This is a genomic window from Kitasatospora sp. DSM 101779 (assembly GCF_025655475.1).
In the GTDB taxonomy this organism is placed as follows: Bacteria; Actinomycetota; Actinomycetes; order Streptomycetales; family Streptomycetaceae; genus Kitasatospora.
This window is the reverse complement of sequence record NZ_JAHTIK010000001.1, coordinates 5,422,199-5,443,550: the sequence shown is the minus strand read 5'-3', so window position 1 is coordinate 5,443,550 and position 21,352 is coordinate 5,422,199. Positions and strand designations below refer to the sequence as shown.

Annotated in this window: 11 protein-coding genes and 3 rRNA genes; 1 reads left to right on the top strand and 13 read right to left on the bottom strand. The window is 67.8% G+C overall.

Features of this window, described 5'->3' with window-relative positions; all coding sequences use genetic code 11:
- Nucleotides 1–61: 61 nt before the first annotated feature.
- The 13 genes from KSNIM_RS39455 to eccD all read right to left on the bottom strand — a co-directional run bounded on the left by KSNIM_RS39455 (nucleotide 62) and on the right by eccD (nucleotide 16,755).
- The gene (locus KSNIM_RS39455; protein ID WP_411543768.1) at nucleotides 62–253 is read right to left on the bottom strand and encodes a putative leader peptide; all 192 of its coding nucleotides are present in this window, start codon (nucleotides 251–253) and stop codon (nucleotides 62–64) included.
- A gap of 48 nt (nucleotides 254–301) precedes the next feature.
- Nucleotides 302–418: ribosomal RNA gene (rrf, locus tag KSNIM_RS24750) — 5S ribosomal RNA — on the bottom strand.
- A 73-nt stretch (nucleotides 419–491) separates the two neighbouring features.
- Nucleotides 492–3,597: ribosomal RNA gene (locus KSNIM_RS24745) — 23S ribosomal RNA — on the bottom strand.
- A 269-nt stretch (nucleotides 3,598–3,866) separates the two neighbouring features.
- A 16S ribosomal RNA gene (locus KSNIM_RS24740) occupies nucleotides 3,867–5,381 on the bottom strand.
- The 16S, 23S and 5S rRNA genes sit together here, the layout of an rRNA operon.
- 454 nt (nucleotides 5,382–5,835) lie before the next feature.
- Nucleotides 5,836–7,521, bottom strand: coding sequence for a ribonuclease J (locus KSNIM_RS24735; protein WP_263105340.1), 1,686 nt, complete (start codon nucleotides 7,519–7,521; stop codon nucleotides 5,836–5,838).
- 164 nt (nucleotides 7,522–7,685) lie between these two features.
- On the bottom strand, nucleotides 7,686–8,585 hold the full coding sequence (dapA, locus tag KSNIM_RS24730) for a 4-hydroxy-tetrahydrodipicolinate synthase (protein WP_263105339.1): 900 nt from the start codon (nucleotides 8,583–8,585) through the stop codon (nucleotides 7,686–7,688).
- Between the two features lie 229 nt (nucleotides 8,586–8,814).
- Nucleotides 8,815–9,543, bottom strand: coding sequence for an FAD-dependent thymidylate synthase (thyX, locus tag KSNIM_RS24725; RefSeq protein ID WP_263105338.1), 729 nt, complete (start codon nucleotides 9,541–9,543; stop codon nucleotides 8,815–8,817).
- Nucleotides 9,540–10,001 carry a tetratricopeptide repeat protein gene (locus KSNIM_RS24720; RefSeq protein WP_263105337.1) on the bottom strand — a complete coding sequence of 154 codons (462 nt, stop codon included), beginning with the start codon at nucleotides 9,999–10,001 and terminating at the stop codon, nucleotides 9,540–9,542. The genes thyX and KSNIM_RS24720 overlap by 4 nt, the downstream gene beginning before the upstream one ends.
- Nucleotides 10,002–10,008: 7 nt before the next feature.
- On the bottom strand, nucleotides 10,009–10,755 hold the full coding sequence (gene dapB, locus KSNIM_RS24715) for a 4-hydroxy-tetrahydrodipicolinate reductase (RefSeq protein ID WP_263105336.1): 747 nt from the start codon (nucleotides 10,753–10,755) through the stop codon (nucleotides 10,009–10,011).
- Complete coding sequence (locus KSNIM_RS24710) at nucleotides 10,752–12,122, bottom strand: M16 family metallopeptidase (protein WP_411543884.1); 1,371 nt, start codon at nucleotides 12,120–12,122, stop codon at nucleotides 10,752–10,754. Before KSNIM_RS24710 ends, dapB begins: the two co-directional genes overlap by 4 nt.
- A gap of 91 nt (nucleotides 12,123–12,213) precedes the next feature.
- The gene (locus tag KSNIM_RS24705; protein ID WP_263105334.1) at nucleotides 12,214–14,421 is read right to left on the bottom strand and encodes a polyribonucleotide nucleotidyltransferase; all 2,208 of its coding nucleotides are present in this window, start codon (nucleotides 14,419–14,421) and stop codon (nucleotides 12,214–12,216) included.
- Nucleotides 14,422–14,855: 434 nt separating this feature from the next.
- Nucleotides 14,856–15,146 (bottom strand): 30S ribosomal protein S15, encoded by a 291-nt coding sequence (rpsO, locus tag KSNIM_RS24700; protein ID WP_030274764.1) that lies wholly within the window; start codon nucleotides 15,144–15,146, stop codon nucleotides 14,856–14,858.
- 139 nt (nucleotides 15,147–15,285) lie between these two features.
- A complete protein-coding gene (gene eccD, locus KSNIM_RS24695) occupies nucleotides 15,286–16,755 on the bottom strand; it encodes a type VII secretion integral membrane protein EccD (protein ID WP_263105333.1) in 1,470 nt (489 codons plus the stop codon).
- Between the two features lie 574 nt (nucleotides 16,756–17,329).
- On the opposite strand from eccD, the gene eccCa reads away from it, so the two are divergent.
- Nucleotides 17,330–21,286, top strand: coding sequence for a type VII secretion protein EccCa (eccCa, locus tag KSNIM_RS24690; protein WP_263105332.1), 3,957 nt, complete (start codon nucleotides 17,330–17,332; stop codon nucleotides 21,284–21,286).
- The last annotated feature ends 66 nt before the right edge of the window (nucleotides 21,287–21,352 follow it).

Sequence of the window (21,352 nt, the reverse complement as noted above, 5' to 3'; positions counted from 1 at the left end):
GGCTCAGGTGAGGCCGGCAGAGGCGGCGCGCGCCGTCATGGCGCGGTGGCAGGCCTGCCCGTCAACGGCAGGCGGCACAGATGGCGCTGGCGTGACGTCGGAGATCGACGTGCAGGCGCCCTACGAGGCTCTCGGCTTGGCTCACGCTCTCAGCGTTCCAGCCGGCCCGTTCCCGGGTCAACGAATGTTCCAGGCCTGCAAGAAACCTGTCGTACCGTCGACACACGCCGGCCGGGGAACCGGGTCCGGACATGCGAGAAGCCCCGCCCGGTGTCCCCGGGCGGGGCTTCTCTGAAGAATTGTTCGGCGGCGTCCTACTCTCCCACAGGGTCCCCCCTGCAGTACCATCGGCGCTACGAGGCTTAGCTTCCGGGTTCGGAATGTAACCGGGCGTTTCCCTCGCGCTATGACCACCGAAACACTATGAAACTCTCCGACACAGACATGGCCTGTTCGTGGTTTCAGAACCAACACAGTGGACGCGAGCAACTGAGGACAAGCCCTCGGCCTATTAGTACCGGTCAACTCCACCCATTACTGGGCTTCCATATCCGGCCTATCAACCCAGTCGTCTACTGGGAGCCTTACCCTCTCAAGGAGGTGGGAGTGCTCATCTCGAAGCAGGCTTCCCGCTTAGATGCTTTCAGCGGTTATCCCTCCCGAACGTAGCCAACCAGCCATGCCCTTGGCAGGACAACTGGCACACCAGAGGTTCGTCCGTCCCGGTCCTCTCGTACTAGGGACAGCCCTTCTCAACACTCCTACGCGCACAGCGGATAGGGACCGAACTGTCTCACGACGTTCTAAACCCAGCTCGCGTACCGCTTTAATGGGCGAACAGCCCAACCCTTGGGACCTACTCCAGCCCCAGGATGCGACGAGCCGACATCGAGGTGCCAAACCATCCCGTCGATATGGACTCTTGGGGAAGATCAGCCTGTTATCCCCGGGGTACCTTTTATCCGTTGAGCGACGGCGCTTCCACAAGCCACCGCCGGATCACTAGTCCCTACTTTCGTACCTGCTCGACCCGTCAGTCTCACAGTCAAGCTCCCTTGTGCACTTACACTCAACACCTGATTGCCAACCAGGCTGAGGGAACCTTTGGGCGCCTCCGTTACCCTTTAGGAGGCAACCGCCCCAGTTAAACTACCCACCAGACACTGTCCCTGATCCGGATCACGGACCCAGGTTAGACATCCAGCACGACCAGAGTGGTATTTCAACGGCGACTCCACAACAACTGGCGTTGCTGCTTCACAGTCTCCCACCTATCCTACACAAGCCGAACCGAACACCAATATCAAGCTATAGTAAAGGTCCCGGGGTCTTTCCGTCCTGCTGCGCGAAACGAGCATCTTTACTCGTAATGCAATTTCACCGGGCCTGTGGTTGAGACAGTCGAGAAGTCGTTACGCCATTCGTGCAGGTCGGAACTTACCCGACAAGGAATTTCGCTACCTTAGGATGGTTATAGTTACCACCGCCGTTTACTGGCGCTTAAGTTCTCAGCTTCGCCCGACCGAAATCGGACTAACCGGTCCCCTTAACGTTCCAGCACCGGGCAGGCGTCAGTCCGTATACATCGCCTTACGGCTTCGCACGGACCTGTGTTTTTAGTAAACAGTCGCTTCTCGCTGGTCTCTGCGGCCACCCCCAGCTCGGAGTGCAAGACTCTTCACCAGGGCTGGCCCCCCTTCTCCCGAAGTTACGGGGGCATTTTGCCGAGTTCCTTAACCACAGTTCACCCGAACGCCTCGGTATTCTCTACCTGACCACCTGAGTCGGTTTGGGGTACGGGCCGCCATGAAACTCGCTAGAGGCTTTTCTCGACAGCATAGGATCATCCACTTCACCACAATCGGCTCGGCATCAGGTCTCAGCCTCAATGAGTGACGGATTTGCCTATCACTCGGCCTACACCCTTACCCCGGGACAACCACCGCCCGGGCTGGACTACCTTCCTGCGTCACCCCATCGCTCACCTACTACCACCTTGGGCCACCGGCTCCACCACTCCCCTTCACCCGAAGGATCCGAGGCGGCTTCACGGGCTTAGCATCAGAGGGTTCAGCGTTGGCGCTTCAAAGCGGGTACGGGAATATCAACCCGTTGTCCATCGACTACGCCTGTCGGCCTCGCCTTAGGTCCCGACTTACCCTGGGCAGATCAGCTTGACCCAGGAACCCTTGGTCAATCGGCGCAAGAGTTTCCCACTCTTGTATCGCTACTCATGCCTGCATTCTCACTCGTGAACCGTCCACGACTCGATTCCTCGGCCGCTTCACCCGGCACACGACGCTCCCCTACCCATCACAGCCTCCGTTGGGAGTATTGCTGCAATGACACGACTTCGGTGATGTGCTTGAGCCCCGCTACATTGTCGGCGCGGAATCACTTGACCAGTGAGCTATTACGCACTCTTTCAAGGGTGGCTGCTTCTAAGCCAACCTCCTGGTTGTCTCTGCGACTCCACATCCTTTCCCACTTAGCACACGCTTAGGGACCTTAGTCGGTGTTCTGGGCTGTTTCCCTCTCGACCATGGAGCTTATCCCCCACAGTCTCACTGCCGCGCTCTCACTTACCGGCATTCGGAGTTTGGCTAAGGTCAGTAACCCGGTGAGGCCCATCGCCTATCCAGTGCTCTACCTCCGGCAAGAAACACGCGACGCTGCACCTAAATGCATTTCGGGGAGAACCAGCTATCACGGAGTTTGATTGGCCTTTCACCCCTAACCACAGGTCATCCCCCAGGTTTTCAACCCTGGTGGGTTCGGTCCTCCACACGGTCTTACCCGCGCTTCAACCTGCCCATGGCTAGATCACTCCGCTTCGGGTCTTGGGCATGCAACTCAAACGCCCTATTCGGACTCGCTTTCGCTACGGCTACCCCACACGGGTTAACCTCGCTACACACCGCAAACTCGCAGGCTCATTCTTCAAAAGGCACGCAGTCACAGTCCGAAGACTGCCCCCACGGCTTGTAGGCACACGGTTTCAGGTACTATTTCACTCCGCTCCCGCGGTACTTTTCACCATTCCCTCACGGTACTATCCGCTATCGGTCACCAGGGAATATTTAGGCTTAGCGGGTGGTCCCGCCAGATTCACACGGGATTTCTCGGGCCCCGTGCTACTTGGGAGATGAGCAAGCAAGCCGCTGATGTTTCGTCTACGGGGGTCTTACCCTCTACGCCGGACCTTTCGCATGTCCTTCGACTACACCAACGGTTTCTGACTCGCCGACCGGCCGGCAGACCGATCAAGCTCATTCCCACAACCCCCCGAGCGCAACCCCTGCCGGGTCTCACACGCTCAAGGTTTAGCCTCATCCGGTTTCGCTCGCCACTACTCCCGGAATCACGGTTGTTTTCTCTTCCTGCGGGTACTGAGATGTTTCACTTCCCCGCGTTCCCTCCACTTACCCTATGTGTTCAGGTAAGGGTGACAGCCCATGACGACTGCCGGGTTTCCCCATTCGGACACCCCCGGATCAAAGCTCGGTTGACAGCTCCCCGGGGCCTATCGCGGCCTCCCACGTCCTTCATCGGTTCCTGGTGCCAAGGCATCCACCGTGCGCCCTTAAAAACTTGGCCACAGATGCTCGCGTCCACTGTGCAGTTCTCAAACAACGACCAGACACCCACCATCCACACCCGAGAGTGCATCAAGTGGAGCCGGCATCCACGAGGAAACCTTCGTTCCCTCAGGACCCAACAGCGTGCCCGACCCGAACAGTTCACATCACGCGTTCCACGCCGAAGCAGTACTAGCGTCCATGACTCTGTCCGTGCCGAATAGTCAACGTTCCACCCATGAGCTAGCACTCCGGAACACTCGTCCGAAGCTGCTGTGCGCTCCTTAGAAAGGAGGTGATCCAGCCGCACCTTCCGGTACGGCTACCTTGTTACGACTTCGTCCCAATCGCTGGTCCCACCTTCGACGGCTCCCTCCCAAGGGTTAGGCCACCGGCTTCGGGTGTTACCGACTTTCGTGACGTGACGGGCGGTGTGTACAAGGCCCGGGAACGTATTCACCGCAGCATGCTGATCTGCGATTACTAGCAACTCCAACTTCATGGGGTCGAGTTGCAGACCCCAATCCGAACTGAGACCGGCTTTTTGGGATTCGCTCCGCCTCACGGCATCGCAGCCCTTTGTACCGGCCATTGTAGCACGTGTGCAGCCCAAGACATAAGGGGCATGATGATTTGACGTCGTCCCCACCTTCCTCCGAGTTGACCCCGGCAGTCTCCTGTGAGTCCCCGACATTACTCGCTGGCAACACAGAACAAGGGTTGCGCTCGTTGCGGGACTTAACCCAACATCTCACGACACGAGCTGACGACAACCATGCACCACCTGTACACCGACCACAAGGGGGCTGATATCTCTACCAGTTTCCGGTGTATGTCAAGCCTTGGTAAGGTTCTTCGCGTTGCGTCGAATTAAGCCACATGCTCCGCTGCTTGTGCGGGCCCCCGTCAATTCCTTTGAGTTTTAGCCTTGCGGCCGTACTCCCCAGGCGGGGAACTTAATGCGTTAGCTGCGGCACCGACGACGTGGAATGTCGCCAACACCTAGTTCCCAACGTTTACGGCGTGGACTACCAGGGTATCTAATCCTGTTCGCTCCCCACGCTTTCGCTCCTCAGCGTCAGTAATGGCCCAGAGATCCGCCTTCGCCACCGGTGTTCCTCCTGATATCTGCGCATTTCACCGCTACACCAGGAATTCCGATCTCCCCTACCACACTCTAGCCTGCCCGTATCGAATGCAGACCCGGGGTTAAGCCCCGGGCTTTCACATCCGACGCGACAGGCCGCCTACGAGCTCTTTACGCCCAATAATTCCGGACAACGCTCGCACCCTACGTATTACCGCGGCTGCTGGCACGTAGTTAGCCGGTGCTTCTTCTGCAGGTACCGTCACTTGCGCTTCTTCCCTGCTGAAAGAGGTTTACAACCCGAAGGCCGTCATCCCTCACGCGGCGTCGCTGCATCAGGCTTTCGCCCATTGTGCAATATTCCCCACTGCTGCCTCCCGTAGGAGTCTGGGCCGTGTCTCAGTCCCAGTGTGGCCGGTCGCCCTCTCAGGCCGGCTACCCGTCGTCGCCTTGGTAGGCCATTACCCCACCAACAAGCTGATAGGCCGCGGGCTCATCCTGCACCGCCGGAGCTTTCCACCAACCCCCATGCAGAGGAAGGTCGTATCCGGTATTAGACCCCGTTTCCAGGGCTTGTCCCAGAGTGCAGGGCAGATTGCCCACGTGTTACTCACCCGTTCGCCACTGATCCACCCCGAAGGGCTTCACCGTTCGACTTGCATGTGTTAAGCACGCCGCCAGCGTTCGTCCTGAGCCAGGATCAAACTCTCCGTGAATGATTACCCGTCATCGGGTGCACACTCGCGTTGAGCGGCACGGCGACCACCGGAATAGGCGGCCCCGCGCACTGCGTCCTCGCTGTGTTATTTCAAAAGGAATCTCCAACCGATCGATTGCCCGACCGGCCGGGGATGTCAACATATCTGGCGTTGACTTTTGGCACGCTGTTGAGTTCTCAAGGAACGGACACTTCCTTCGGACCGCCTTCCAGCGGACCCTCCGGGCGTTTCGCTCTTTCGTGTTTCCAGCTTATCAGATGTTTTCCGCTCCGTTTTCCGGAGTCTGTTTCATCGGATTGGCTTTCGCCTTTCGGCGCTCCCGAACTCTATCAGAGTTCTTTCACCGGATTTACCGCCTCGAACTGAATTCGAGCGGTGCCGTCCGGCAGTGGGGCAACCCGGAGAACATTACGCCCCGGGTCGCCCCACGTCAAACCTGGCCGGTCGGGTCTCAGACCTCGACCACGACCGGGAGGATCATCGGCCGGCGGCGGTAGTTGTCCGCCACCCACTTGCCGATCGTGCGGCGCACCAGCTGCTGCACCTGACGGATCTCCAGCACGCCGTCGCCCGCCGAGCGGGTGAGCGCCTCCTCCAGCTTCGCGACGACCGGCACGAACGCACTGTCGTCGATGCCGGAGCCGCGGGCCTGGATGGTCGGGCCACTGACGATCTTGCCGTTGGTGGAGTCGACCACGACGAAGACGGAGATGAAGCCCTCCTCGCCGAGGATGCGGCGGTCCTTCAGGGAGGCCTCGGTGATGTCGCCGACCGAGGAGCCGTCGACGTAGACGTACCCGGCCTGGACCTTGCCGACGATCCGGGCGACGCCGTTCTCCAGGTCGACGCAGACGCCGTCCTCGGCGATGACGACCCGGTCCTTCGGCACGCCGGTGAGGATGCCGAGGTCGGCCGCGGCCCGCAGGTGACGCCACTCGCCGTGCACCGGCATCAGGTTGCGCGGCCGGCAGATGTTGAAGAAGTACAGCAGTTCACCGGCCGAGGCGTGGCCGGAGACGTGCACCTTGGCGTTGCCCTTGTGGACGACCTTGGCGCCCCAGCGGGTCAGGCCGTTGATCACCCGGTACACGGCGTTCTCGTTGCCCGGGATCAGCGAGGAGGCGAGCACCACGGTGTCGCCCTCGACGATGCGGATCTGGTGCTCCCGGTTGGCCATCCGCGAGAGCGCGGCCATCGGTTCGCCCTGCGAACCGGTGCAGATCAGCACGACCTTGTCGTCCGGCAGGTCGTCCAGGGTCTTCACGTCGACGACCAGGTTGCCGGGGACCTTCAGGTAGCCGAGGTCCCGGGCGATGCCCATGTTGCGGACCATCGAGCGGCCGACGAAGGCCACCTTGCGGCCGTACTCGTGCGCGGCGTCCAGCACCTGCTGGATGCGGTGCACGTGGCTGGCGAAGGAGGCCACGATGATGCGGCGGTTGGCGTTCGCGAAGACGTTGCGCAGCGCCGCGGAGATGTCCCGCTCGTGCGGGATGAAGCCGGGGACCTCGGCGTTGGTGGAGTCCACCAGCAGCAGGTCCATGCCCTCCTCGGCCAGCTTGGCGAAGGCCGGGAGGTCGGTCAGGCGGCCGTCCAGCGGCAGCTGGTCCATCTTGAAGTCGCCGGTGGCGACGACCATGCCGGCCGGGGTGCGGACGGCGACGGCCAGGGCGTCCGGGATGGAGTGGTTGACGGCGATGAACTCGCAGTCGAAGGGGCCGATGCGCTCGCGCTCGCCCTCCTTCACCTCCAGGACGTACGGGCGGATCCGGTGCTCGGCGAGCTTGGCCTCGATGAGCGCGAGGGTGAGCTTCGAGCCGATCAGCGGGATGTCCGGGTTCTCCCGCAGCAGGTACGGGACGGCGCCGATGTGGTCCTCGTGCCCGTGGGTCAGGACGATGCCGTCGACCTTGTCGAGGCGGTCCCGGATGTAGGTGAAGTCCGGGAGGATCAGGTCGACGCCGGGCTGCTCGTCCTCGGGGAAGAGGACGCCGCAATCGACGATCAGGATGCGGTCCCCGTACTCGAAGACCGTCATGTTGCGGCCGATCTCGCCGAGGCCGCCGAGCGGGGTGATGCGGAGAGCGCCCTCCTTGAGTGCGGGAGGTGCGCCGAGTTCGGGATGCGGGTGGCTCAAAAGACTCTCCTCACGACGCACGCCACATGCCCGGGATCGTCCGGCGACATATGGCGTGCGTCCATCGTTGGCTTCCTACGTATCAGGTGCCTCCGCGCCTTCGGTCCGGTCCAGCGGCAGGCCCTCGGGGGCCCGGCGAGCCGGGGCGCGCACGTCTGTGTCTGTTAGAGGTGTACCCCGCCGGCGGCCAGATCCTGCTTCAGTTGCGCAATCTCCTCCGTGGTGGCGGAGACCAGCGGGAGGCGCAGCGGGCCCGCAGGGTGGCCCTGCAGGGTGAGCGCGGCCTTGCTGAGGATGACGCCCTGGGTGCGGAAGATGCCGGTGAAGACCGGCAGCAGGGACTGGTGGACGGCGGTGGCCTTGGCGGTGTCGCCGGCGGTGAAGGCCTCGATCATGGCCTTGAGCTCGGGCGTGACCACGTGGCTGACGACGCTGACCACGCCGACGGCGCCGACCGAGAGCAGCGGCAGGGTCAGGATGTCGTCGCCGGAGTACCAGGCGAGGTCGGAGCGGGCGATCGCCCAGGAGGCGGCGCCGACGTCGCCCTTGGCGTCCTTGTTGGCGACGATGCGGGGGTGCTCGCCGAGCCGGACGAGCGTCTCGTGGCTCAGGGCGACCCCGCTGCGGCCCGGGATGTCGTAGAGCATGACGGGCAGCTCGGAGGCGTCCGCGATGGCCGTGGTGTGCCGGTACAGGCCCTCCTGCGGGGGCTTGCTGTAGTACGGCGTGACCGCGAGCAGGCCGTGGGCGCCGGCCTGCTCGGCCTGGCGGGCGAGCTCGACGCTGTGGTGGGTGTCGTTGGTGCCGACGCCCGCCACGATGTGCGCGCGGTCCCCGACGGCCTCCACCACGGCGCGGACCAGCTGGGCCTTCTCGGCGTCGCTGGTGGTCGGCGACTCACCGGTGGTGCCGTTGAGGACGAGGCCGTCGTTGCCTGCGTCCACGAGGTGGGCGGCGAGGCGCTGGGCGCCGTCGAGGTCGAGCCCGCCGTCGGCGGTGAACGGGGTGACCATCGCGGTCAGGACCCGGCCGAAGGGCGTCTGGGGGGTGGAGGTCGGAGCCATGCGTCCAAAACTACTCGTAGGCCACTGGGGGGCGGTCACGCCGGTCCACGGTTCGGACAGAATCGTGCGAGGTCGGCGGCGGGCCGTGGGGGTCGGAGCATGGGATTCCGGTGCTGCCCGCTCGGGGGTTCGGGCAGCACCGGAATCCGTGCTCCGAGCGTAGGGAGCGGGCGGAACCGCTGCAATCCGGACATGCCGGGCGGGCCGCCCGGATGCCCGTCTTCGCAGGTCAGGGGGCGACTCGGCCGTGTGCGTCGAAGGCCGCACGGGTGAGCGGCATCAGCTGCCCCCAGAGCTCCTCCATCTGCTCGGCGACCATCTCGATCTCCCGCTGCGGGAAGGACGGCACGGTGGCGTGCTCGTTCTTGGTGCGCAGCGACAGGAAGTGCATGAGCGACCGGGCGTTGCAGGTGGCGTACATCGAGGAGAACAGGCCGACCGGGAGCACCGCGCGGGCGACCTCGCGGGCGACGCCGGCGGCGAGCATCTCCTGATAGGCGCGGTAGGAGGATCGGTAGGACTCCTCCATGGCCTCGGTGGTGACCTTGTGCTGCTCGACGGTGCCCTCGACGAACTCGTACCGGCCGGGCTTGCCCTGCTGGACGAGGCGGCGGTCCGGGCCGGGGACGTAGAAGACCGGCTGCAGCTCGCGGTAGCGGCCGGACTCCTCGTTGTAGGACCAGCCGCTGCGGTGCCGGTGGAACTCGCGGAAGACGAAGATCGGCGCGCTGATGAAGAAGGTCATCGAGTTGTGCTCGAAGGGGGTGCCGTGGCGGTCCCGCATCAGGAAGTTGATCAGGCCCTTGGACTTCTCCGGGTCCTCGCCGATCGTCTCCAGGGACTGCTCGCCCTTGGTGGACACGCGGGCGGCCCACAGGACGTCGGTGTCGGTGGCGGCGCTGCGGACGAGTTCCACCGTGACATCGCTGCGGAAGGTGGGGGCCAGGTCGTCGCTCACGCGGTGCTCCTCGTTTCGGTGGTGGTGCTGTGCAGCTTGATGGCGTGCTGCATGGCCTTGCGGGCGCGCGGGGTGTCGCCGGCGTCGGCGTAGGCCACGGCGAGGCGGAAGAAGACCCGCCAGTCGTGCGGGGCGGCCTCCGCCTCGGCCTTGCGGCGGGCGAAGACCTCGTCGGCGGAGGCCCGGTCGATCCGGCCGCCCGTGGTGCGGCGGAGTTCGTCGACGGGCAGGCCGCCCTCGGCCTCCAGCTCGCGGGCGAGTTGCTCGCTGGCCCGTCCGAAGCGGATGGTCTGGCGCAGGAACCAGATGCCGATCGGGGGGACGACGAAGGCGCAGAGGCCGAGGCCGATGCCGAGCGGCTTGCCGGTGGCGACGAGTTGGACGCCCTCCCCCACGCAGAGCAGGGAGACCACGACCAGGGCGGCGGCGAGCAGGAAGAAGCCGGTGCGGGAGGTCATGCGGGGCTCACAGGTCCAGGAAGTGTTCGAGGCCGAAGGTGAGTCCGGGGGTGTCCACGACCTTGCGGACGCCGAGCAGGATGCCCGGCATGAAGCAGCTGTGGTGCAGCGAGTCGTGGCGGATGGTGAGGGTCTCGCCGGTGTCGCCGAAGAGGATCTCCTGGTGGGCGAGCAGGCCGCGCAGCCGGACGGCGTGCACGGGGACGCCGTCCACGTCGGCGCCGCGGGCGCCGGGCAGCTCGTGGGTGGTGGGGTCCTGCTGCGGGGCGCGGCCGGCGTCCTTGCGGGCGGCGGCGATGAGCTGCGCGGTGCGGGTGGCGGTGCCGCTGGGGGCGTCGGCCTTGCGGTCGTGGTGGAGCTCGACGACCTCGACGGACTCGAAGTACTGGGCGGCCTTCTGGGCGAACTGCATGCCGAGGACGGCGCCGATGGAGAAGTTCGGTGCGATGAGCAGGCCGGTGTCGGGGCTCTCGGCGAGCCAGCCGCCGACGGTGGCCAGGCGCTCGTCGGTCCAGCCGGTGGTGCCGGTGACCACGTGGATGCCGTGGTGCAGGGCGAAGTCGAGGTTCCCCATGACCGCGTCGGGATGGGTGAGCTCGACGACGACCTGGACACCGGCGTCGGTCAGCTCGGTGAGGTCGGAGCCGCGGCCGAGGGCCGCGACCAGCTCCATGTCGGGGGCGGCGTCGACGGCCTTGACGGCCTCGGAGCCGATCCGTCCCTTGGCGCCGATCACGGCGACGCGCAGTGTCATGCGGTTTCCTCCTGGGCGAGCAGCTCGGCCACGGCCGCCGCCCGCTTGGCGTTGATCGGACCGATCAGGGCGAGCGACGGACGGTGGGCCCCCAGCACATCACGGGCGACCGCCCGGACGTCGTCCAGGGTCACCGCCGCTATCTTCGCCAGCATGTCGTCCACCGAGAGGTGGGTGCCGTAGCAGAGCTCGGCCTTGCCGATGCGGTTCATCAGCGAGCCGGTGTCCTCCATGCCGAGCACGGTGGAGCCGGAGATCTGGCCGATGGCGCGCTGGAGCTCCTCCTCGGTGATGCCGTCGGCGACGACCTTGGCGAGCTCCCGGCGGCAGATGGACAGCACCTCCTCGACCCGCTTGGGCTGGCAGCCGGCGTAGATGCCGAAGATGCCGCTGTCGGCGTAGGAGGAGGAGTAGGAGTAGACGGAGTAGGCGAGGCCGCGCTTCTCCCGGACCTCCTGGAAGAGCCGGGAGCTCATGCCGCCGCCGAGGGCGGCGTTGAGGACCCCCATCGCCCAGCGGCGCTCGTCGTGGCGGGGGACGCCGGGGACGCCGAGGACGAGGTGGGCCTGCTCGGTGGGCCGGTTGAGGACCTCGGTGCGGCCGGCGGTGCGCAGCGCCTTGACGCCGCGGCGGACGTCGGCGGGGTGGCCGGTGGAGCGGGCGAGGACGGGCGCGAACGCCTCCTCGACGAGCTTGACGACCTTGCGGTGGTCGAGGTTGCCGGCGGCGGCGACGACCAGGTGCTCGGGCTTGTAGCGGCGCTTGTAGAAGCCGGCGATCTGGTCGCGGGTGAGGTTGGTGACGGTCTCCTCGGTGCCGAGGATCGGACGGCCGAGCGGGCCGTCGCCGTAGATCACCTTGGCGAAGAGGTCGTGGACGACGTCGCCGGGGTCGTCCTCGGCCATGGCCATCTCCTCGAGGATGACGCCGCGCTCGGCGTCGACGTCCTCGGGGCGGACCAGCGAGCCGGTGAGCATGTCGCAGACCACGTCGATGGCGAGCGGCAGGTCGGTGTCGAGCACCCGCGCGTAGTAGCAGGTGTTCTCCTTGGCGGTGAAGGCGTTCATCTCGCCGCCGACGGCGTCCAGGGCCGCGGAGATCTCGAGGGCGCTGCGCCGGGCGGTGCCCTTGAAGAGCAGGTGCTCCAGGTAGTGGGTGGCGCCGTTGAGGACGGGCGTCTCGTCGCGGGAGCCGACGCCGACCCAGATGCCGAAGGTCGCGGAGCGGACGGTCGGCAGGGTCTCGGTGACGACCCGCAGGCCGCCGGGGAGGACGGTTCGGCGGACGGTGCCGGCGCCGTCGATGCCCTTGAGCAGGGTCTTGGTGGTGCCGGGGCGCTGCTGTGCCGCGGAGGCCTGAGCCACCAGGGTGTACCTCTCGATCGGGGAAGAACAGGGTGCGGCCCGCACGCCTCGGGGGCGTGCGGGCCGCGGGAGGACTACCTCGTCACTCGGTGCGTCACTCGGAGGCGGCCTCGCCGCCCTCCTCGCCCTCGATCACGGGGACGAGGGAGAGCTTGCCGCGGGGGTCGATCTCGGCGATCTCGACCTGCACCTTGGTGCCGACCGCGAGCACGTCCTCGACGTTCTCCACGCGCTTGCCGCCGGCGAGCTTGCGGATCTGCGAGATGTGCAGCAGACCGTCCTTGCCGGGCATGAGAGAGACGAACGCGCCGAAGGTCGTGGTCTTCACCACGGTGCCCAGGTAGCGCTCGCCGACCTCCGGCATGGTCGGGTTGGCGATCTGGTTGATCGTGGTGCGGGCGGCCTCGGCGGCCGGACCGTCGGAGGCACCGATGTAGATGGTGCCGTCGTCCTCGATCGTGATCTCGGCGCCGGTGTCCTCCTGGATCTGGTTGATCATCTTGCCCTTGGGGCCGATGACCTCACCGATCTTGTCCACCGGGATCTTGATCGTGATGATGCGCGGGGCGTACTGCGACATCTCGTCCGGAGTGTCGATGGCCTCGTTCATCACGTCGAGGATGTGCAGGCGGGCGTCCTTGGCCTGCTTCAGCGCGGCGGCGAGCACCGACGCCGGGATGCCGTTCAGCTTGGTGTCGAGCTGGAGGGCGGTGATGAAGTTGCGGGTGCCGGCGACCTTGAAGTCCATGTCGCCGAACGCGTCCTCGGCGCCGAGGATGTCGGTCAGCGTGACGTAGTGGGTCTCGCCGTCGATCTCCTGGGAGATCAGGCCCATGGCGATGCCGGCGACGGCGGCCTTCAGCGGCACACCGGCGTTCAGCAGCGACATGGTGGAGGCGCAGACCGAGCCCATCGAGGTGGAGCCGTTGGAGCCGAGCGCCTCGGAGACCTGGCGGATGGCGTACGGGAACTCCTCGCGGGAGGGCAGCACGGGCAGGATCGCCCGCTCGGCCAGCGCGCCGTGGCCGATCTCGCGGCGCTTGGGCGAGCCCACGCGGCCGGTCTCGCCGACGGAGTACGGCGGGAAGTTGTAGTTGTGCATGTAGCGGCGGCGCGTCTCCGGGGAGAGCGTGTCGAGCTGCTGCTCCATGCGGAGCATGTTCAGCGTGGTGACGCCCAGGATCTGGGTCTCGCCGCGCTCGAACAGGGCGGAGCCGTGGACCCGCGGGATGGCCTCGACCTCGGCGGCCAGGGTGCGGATGTCGGTGACGCCGCGGCCGTCGATGCGGACCTTGTCCTTGATGACGCGCTCGCGGACGATCTTCTTGGTCAGCGCGTTGTAGGCGGCGCTGATCTCCTTCTCGCGGCCCTCGAAGTCCGGGAGGAGCTTGTCCGCGGCGACTGCCTTGATGCGGTCGAGCTCGTTGTTGCGCTCCTGCTTGCCGGCGATGGTGAGCGCCTGGGCGAGCTCGTCCTTGACCGCGGCGGTCAGGGCGTTGAGCACGTCGTCCTGGTAGTCCAGGAAGACCGGGAACTCGCCGGTCGGCTTGGCGGCCTGGGCGGCCAGCTGGGCCTGGGCGGCGCAGAGCACCTTGATGAACGGCTTGGCGGCCTCGAGGCCGGCGGCGACGATCTCCTCGGTCGGGGCCTCGGCGCCGTCGGCGACCAGCTTGATGGTCTTGTCGGTGGCCTCGGCCTCGACCATCATGATCGCGACGTCGCCGTCCGGCAGGGCGCGGCCGGCCACGACCATGTCGAAGACGGCGTCCTCGAGCTCGCTGTGGGTCGGGAAGGCGACCCACTGGCCCTTGATCAGCGCGACGCGGACGCCGCCGATCGGGCCGGAGAACGGCAGGCCCGCGAGCTGGGTGGACGCGGAGGCGGCGTTGATGGCCACCACGTCGTAGAGGTGGTCCGGGTTGAGCGCCATCACGGTGACGACGACCTGGATCTCGTTGCGCAGACCCTTGACGAAGGACGGGCGCAGCGGGCGGTCGATCAGGCGGCAGGTGAGGATGGCGTCCTCGGAGGGCCGGCCCTCACGACGGAAGAACGAGCCGGGGATCCGGCCCGCGGCGTACATCCGCTCCTCGACGTCCACGGTCAGCGGGAAGAAGTCGAAGTGCTCCTTCGGCTGCTTGGACGCGCTGGTCGCCGACAGCACCATGGTGTCGTCGTCCAGGTAGGCGACGGCGGAGCCGGCGGCCTGACGGGCCAGGCGGCCCGTCTCGAAGCGGATGGTACGGGTGCCGAAGCTGCCGTTGTCGATGACGGCCTCGGCGTAGAACACGTTCTCTTCCACCTGGAAGATCTCCTCTTTCGTACGTCTCCGGTGGAGCGCCCCCCAGCGTCCGCCTGCCCGGCCCTGCGGGCCGGTCTTCGATCGAAGCCCCCGGGCGTCTGTCGACGACTCCCGGCGGCCACTACCGAGGACCGGCGCCTCTCGGCTTGCCTGGTCGGCGGTCGCGTGTGGACGCTCCCCGGATGCGGGCGGCCTCCGTTTGAGGCCTGCGGCCCGCGCAGGGTGTCGGTCCTGCCCGGTGCCGTCCGCGCGGTGCGCGGTCGGGCACTTACCCGGGCATGCCCTTCACCTTACAAATTCACACCCTACCGAGCACGGCTTTACCACGCGTGTGGCAGCGGTTCTCTCGCCCGGGTGCGGTTCCGCGCGGTGCGTTCGCGCGGATGCAGCGAGGGGCGGCCCCCCGGGAAGGGGAGCCGCCCCACGAAGCGGTGTCAGCGAGCGCCGCCCGCGGCGCCGCGGCGGATGCCGAGGCGGTCGACGAGGGTACGGAAGCGCTCGATGTCCTTCTTGGCCAGGTACTGCAGCAGGCGGCGACGCTGGCCGACCAGGATCAGCAGACCACGACGGGAGTGGTGGTCGTGCTTGTGGGCCTTCAGGTGCTCGGTCAGGTCCGAGATGCGGCGGGAGAGCATGGCCACCTGGACCTCGGGGGAGCCGGTGTCGCCCTCCTTCTGGCCGAACTCGGCGATGATCTGCTTCTTGACGTCGGCGGCGAGAGCCACGGCATCTCCTTCGGGGTGGCCGAGTGATCCCGGTAGACGACACAGGATCTGACAGAACTCGGACTGACCAAGAGTACCAGCGCCCGCCGGCGTCCCCTGTCGCGGGGCTCCGGCGGGCGCGGGATCGGGTGCGGCGGCGTCAGCTGGTGGCGCCGCGGACCAGGGCGTAGATGTTCAGCACGGCCAGCGCGAGCGGGACGAGCGAGATCAGCATCAGGCCGTCCACCATGTCCAGGATGCGCCCCCAGAAGGGGGACACGCCGAGACGGGGGACGATCAGCGCGATCGCGGTCAGCAGCGCGGCGCCCACCGCGATGGAGGCCGACAGCCAGACGGTGCGCAGGTCGAGCGAGCTCTCCGTGCCGCCCTGCTGCAGCTGCTCCAGGATGAACAGCGGGGTGTGCAGGGAGAGGCCGAGGACCAGCAGGCCGAGGCCGATCAGGCCGGCGATGGTGAGGCTGAAGACCTGCGCGGTGTAGCGGAAGAGCCGGGCGCGCAGCATGGTCGAGATGCCGACGGCCAGGGCGAGCAGCTCGGCGAAGGCGGAGTCGCTGAAGCCGAGCACGGCGCAGGCGCCGATGACGGTGGCGGCGCAGCCGCCGACCAGGCCGACGAGGACCTCGTGGCCGCGGCGGGCCTGGTGGGCGATCCGCTCGTACTGGACGGTCTCGGCGCGGCTGGTCTCCTCGCCGTAGGCGCTGCCGCGGGTGCGGGTCTGGCCGGGCGGGCTGAATCCGACGGGCAGGCGGGCGAAGCGGGCGGAGAGGGCCGGCAGGAAGCCGACCGCGGCGACCGCGGCGACGCCGGTGACGGCGGCGATGTGGGTGGCCGGGGTGCCGTCGAGCAGCACGGCGGCGAAGGTCGACAGGGTGCCGGCGGCGGCGAGGAAGGAGGAGGCCACGAAGACCGAGTCCTTCTCCGGCAGCAGACCGACGAGCAGCACCGAGACGACGAGGACGGCGACGCAGCCGACGAGGAACTGCAGCCGGCCGGGGCCGTCGCCGGCGTTCGCGACCGGGACGGCGCCGGAGCCGGCGATCAGGGCGTGCGGCAGGGCGCCGAGGCCGAGCGCGAGGCCGGCCGCGTGGTCCTCGTAGACCCGGGCGCGGATGCCGGCGAAGGTGACCAGGACGACCGCGGTGACGCCGGACAGGATGCCGGGCAGGCTGTGCATGTCGTGGCGCAGGTCGGAGAACCACAGCGCGAAGCCGAGCAGCACCAGCATCACGGTGGCGCCGATCAGGCCGAAGGCCCGCATGAGGTCGGGGCTCCAGAACCGGCGGTCGGCCTCGACGGCGCTGGCGACGGCGTCGGCCACGTCGTCGTAGACGGCGGGCGGCAGCGACTCCGCGAACGGGCGCAGGCTCAGCAGGTCGCCGTCGCGGACCTGCTGCGCGGCCAGCGGCAGGCCGCTGTCGAGCACGGTGCCGTCGCGGCGGACGAGGTGGAAGCCGGTGGGTGTGCCGTCGACCTGGGTCTGCCCGGTGAGGCGCAGCACCTCGGGGTAGATGTCGGCGAGCGGGACGTCCTCCGGCAGGGCGACGTCGATCCGGCTGTCGGGTGCGACGACGGTGACCCGGCAGAAGCCGGTCGTTGCACTGGCACTCATGCGGCCACCTCCGCGAGCCCGGAGGCCGCTCCGCGCAAGGCGCACCTCTTGACTGTCCGCTCGCTCACCGGCGCTCCCCCTTGTCGGATTTGCCTGCTCGTCAGCTCTTGGTTCGGTTGCGCCCTCCTGCCGGCCGGTCCGGAACTGGCACGGACCGGGGTGGAGTTGGCGCGGCGTTACCCTACCGCCCGCGGAGGGGCGGGTGCGGGCTGGCCCCCGCCCGGAATTCGCCGCCCGCCGTGGGGGGCGGCGAATTGCCGTGCAACGGTGTGCCGTTGTGGAGGGGATTCGACGATTCGTACCGGAAATCTCCTCGGCTGACCCCGTGGTCGAATCGTCCCGGCCGCCCAGTAGGATCGGCCCCTGCGCAAGGCGTACGGGGGCCGGCTGGTGCAGCAACCCTCTGATGTGCGTCTGCGGTCGGCGGAGCGGGGGCGGCGTCATCGCACGGGGCGCCCTCACCCGTACGTAATCGGTGTGCGTGAGGGTTGGTGCCAGTGAGCGAGCGAAGCGAACGGACCGTCAAGAGGTCCGGGTTCCGCGCAGCGGCCGCCGGGCGGAGCGGGGCGGTCGCATGAGTGTGGTGACGGTGAAGCGTCCGCCGCGGGCGTTCCCGCCCCCGGTGCCGGACGAGCCGGTGGAGCTGGTGGCCCCTCCGGAGCTGCCGCGGTCCGGTGGCGAGGACTGGATGATGTCCTTGCTGCCGCTGCTCGGTATGGGCGGTTCGGCGGCGTTCTTCTTCTCCCCCGGCGCCCAGGGCCCCATGAAGATCATGGGTGTCCTGATGGTGGCGTCGACCGCGGGCATGGCGGTCGCGCAGATCGTCAAGGCGCGCCGCGGCGGCAACGCGGGCACCGCGGACGAGCGGCGCGACTACCTCAAGTACCTGCAGCAGATGCGCCGCCAGGTCCGGCGCACGGCCGAGCGGCAGCGCGGTGCGCTGCTGTTCACCCACCCTGAGCCGGACCAGCTGTGGTCGATCGTGGCCGAGGGGCGGCGGCTGTGGGAGCGCAGGCCCACCGACCAGGACTTCGCGCAGGTGCGCCTCGGTACCGGTCCGCAGCAGCTGTCGAGCCCGATCGTGGCGCCGCAGACCGCTCCGCTGGACGAGCTGGAGCCGCTGGCCGCCGAGGCGATGGGCACGTTCATCAAGTCGCACGGCACGCTGCAGGACCTGCCGCTGGCGGTCTCGCTGCGCGCCTTCTACCACATCACGGTCTGCGGCGACCCGGACACCGTGTACGGCAACGTCCGGGCGATGGTCGCCCAGTTGACGACCCTGCACTCGCCGGACGACCTGATGGTCGCCGTGGCGGCCGCGCCGGGCGCGGTCGACGAGTGGGAGTGGGCGAAGTGGCTGCCGCACACCCAGCACCGCAAGGAGAACGACGGCGCCGGTTCGCGCCGCCTGATCGCGACCGGCCTCGGTGAGCTGGAGGAACTGCTCGCCAAGGAGCTGGACGGCCGCAAGGGCTTCTCCCGGGACAACGTGCCGAGCGCCGACAAGCCGCACCTGATCGTGGTCATGGACGGCGCCGCGGTGCCGCACGACTCGATCCTGGCCGGCCCGGACGGCGTCGAGGGCGTCACCGTGATCGAGGTCGTCCCGGGCGACCTGGACGAGCCGAGCGGCCACCTGGTGATCACGGTGGGCAAGGACAACCTGCTGCTGGAGTCCGCCTCCGGCGCCTCGTACTCCGGCCGGCCGGACACCCTGTCGGCGTGGCAGTCGGAGGCGCTGGCCCGCCAGCTGGCGCCGTTCCGGGTGTCCGCGGGCGGCGACGACGGCGACCCGTCGCTGGTGTCGATGGACTTCACCGAGATGATGAACACCGGTGACCCGGGTTCCTTCGACCCGGCCCGGCACTGGCGGCCGCGTCCGATGGCGGAGAAGCTCAAGGTGCCGCTGGGTGTCGGCCAGAACGGCGAGTACGTCTGGCTGGACATCAAGGAGGCCTCGCTCCAGGGCATGGGCCCGCACGGCATGTGCGTCGGCGCGACCGGTTCCGGCAAGTCCGAGGTGCTGCGCACCATCGTGCTGGCGCTGGCGGTGACGCACTCCTCCGAGGTGCTGAACCTGGTCCTCGCGGACTTCAAGGGTGGTGCCACCTTCGCCGGCATGGCGGAGATGCCGCACACGGCGGCCGTGATCACCAACCTGGAGGGCGAGGCGACCCTCATCGACCGCATGCGCGATGCGATCGAGGGCGAGATGAACCGCCGCCAGGAGCTGCTGCGCGCGGCGGGCAACTACGCCAACATCAACGAGTACGAGCGGGCCCGTGCGGCGGGTGCGGCGCTGGACCCGCTGCCCTCGCTGCTGATGATCATCGACGAGTTCTCCGAGCTGCTCACCGCGAAGCCGGACTTCATCGACCTGTTCATCCAGATCGGCCGCATCGGCCGTTCGCTCGGCATGCACATGCTGCTGGCCTCGCAGCGCCTGGAGGAGGGCAAGCTCCGCGGTCTGGACACCTTCCTCTCCTACCGCCTGGGTCTGCGCACCTTCTCGGCAGCCGAGTCGCGGGCCGCGATCGGCGTCCCGGACGCCTACCACCTGCCGCCCATCCCCGGTGTCGGCTACCTGAAGTTCGGCTCCGACGTGATGGAGCGCTTCCGGGCCGCGTACGTCTCCGGCCCGTACCGGCCGCCGGGCCAGCAGCGGACCAGCGGCGGCCAGGTGATCACCGCCCAGCCGGTGCTGTTCACCGCCGCCGAGGTGCCGGTCGTGGAGCCGGTGGTCGAGGAGGTCGTCGAGGAGGTCGAGGAGATCGACGACTCGCTGCTCGACACCATGCTGGACGTCTTCGTGCAGCGCATGATCAGCCAGGGCCCGCCGGCCCACCAGGTGTGGCTGCCGCCGCTGGAGGAGGCGCCGAGCATCGACGGCCTGGTGCCGCCGCTGCAGGTCACCGCGGAGCGCGGTCTGACCTCGCCGGAGTACGGCGCGCTCGGCCGGCTGGTGGTGCCGGTCGGCATCGTCGACAAGCCGCGCGACCAGCGCCGCGACGTGCTGTACCAGGACTTCTCGGGTGCGGCCGGCCACGGTCTGATCGTGGGCGGTCCGCAGTCCGGCAAGTCCAACATGGTGCGCACCCTGGTGTCCGGCTTCGCCGTCACCCACACCCCGACGGAGGTGCAGTTCTACCTGCTGGACTTCGGCGGTGGCGCGTTCGGCGCGCTGTCCGGCCTGCCGCACGTCGGCGGGGTCGCCGGCCGTCTGGACGTCGAGAAGGTGCGCCGTCTGGTCAGCGAGGTGCACGGGGTGCTCAACCGCCGCGAGGAGCTGTTCCGCACGGCCGGCATCGACACCGTCGCCACCTACCGCTCGCGCCGCGCGGCCGGCCAGCTGCCGGACGAGCAGTTCGGCGACGTCTTCCTGATCATCGACGGCTGGCTGACCTTCAAGCAGGAGTACGAGGTCCTCGAGCCGGTCATCAACGACATCGCGCAGCGCGGTCTGACCTACGGCGTGCACGTCGTCGTCACCGCGGCCCGGTACGCGGAGGTGCGGCCGGCGCTCAAGGACCTGCTGCAGAACCGCACCGAGCTGCGCCTGGGCGACTCGATGGAGTCGGAGATCGACCGCAAGGTCGCGGTCAACGTCCCGGCGGGCTCGCCCGGCCGCGGTCTGACCGCGTCGAAGCTGCACTTCCTGTCCGGTCTGCCCCGCCTGGACGGTTCCTCGGCGACCGAGGACCTGTCGGACGGCGTGGCCGACCTGGTGGCGCAGATCGACGCCGCCTGGACGGGCCCGCGCGCCCCGCAGGTCCGCATGCTGCCGGCCGTCCTGGACGGCAACGCGCTGCCCAAGGGCTTCGAGCACCCCGAGCTGGGCGTGGCCTTCGGCGTGGACGAGGTCGAGCTCGCGCCGGTCTTCGTCAACTTCGAGAGCGACCCGCTGTTCATCGTCTTCGGTGAGAGCGAGTCCGGTAAGTCGGCGCTGCTGCGGATGCTCGTCAAGCAGATCACCGAGCGGTACACCCCGGACCAGGCGGGCATCGTGGTCGGCGACTTCCGCCGTTCGCTGCTCGGTGTCGTCCCGCAGGAGTACCTGGTGGAGTACGCGGCGGCGGCGCCCGCGATGTCGGCGGCCGTGGAGATGCTCCGCGGCGCCTGCTCGCGCCGCCTGCCCGGCCCGGACGTCACGCCGGAGCAGCTGCGCAACCGCAGCTGGTACAGCGGCAAGGACATGTTCGTGATCGTGGACGACTACGAGCTGGTCGCCACCTCCTCGGGCAACCCGCTGGCGCCGCTGGCCGAGTTCCTGCCGTTCGCCCGCGACATCGGCCTGCGCGTGATCATCGCCCGCAGCGCCGGTGGTGCCGGCCGCTCGCTGTTCGAGCCGGTCATGCAGCGTATGCGCGAGCTGGGTGGCCAGGGCGTGCTGCTCTCGGGCGACAAGAACGAGGGCGCACTGCTCGGCACGGTCAAGCCGCAGCCGCTGCCGCCGGGCCGCGGTGTCTTCGTCTCCCGGCGGATCGCCGCCGGCCAGACCGTCCAGACGGGCTGGCTGCCGACCCCGCAGTAGTGACCTTGTGTGACAGGAAGGGCCGGACTCCACGGAGTCCGGCCCTTCCGGCGTTCCAGGCCGTGG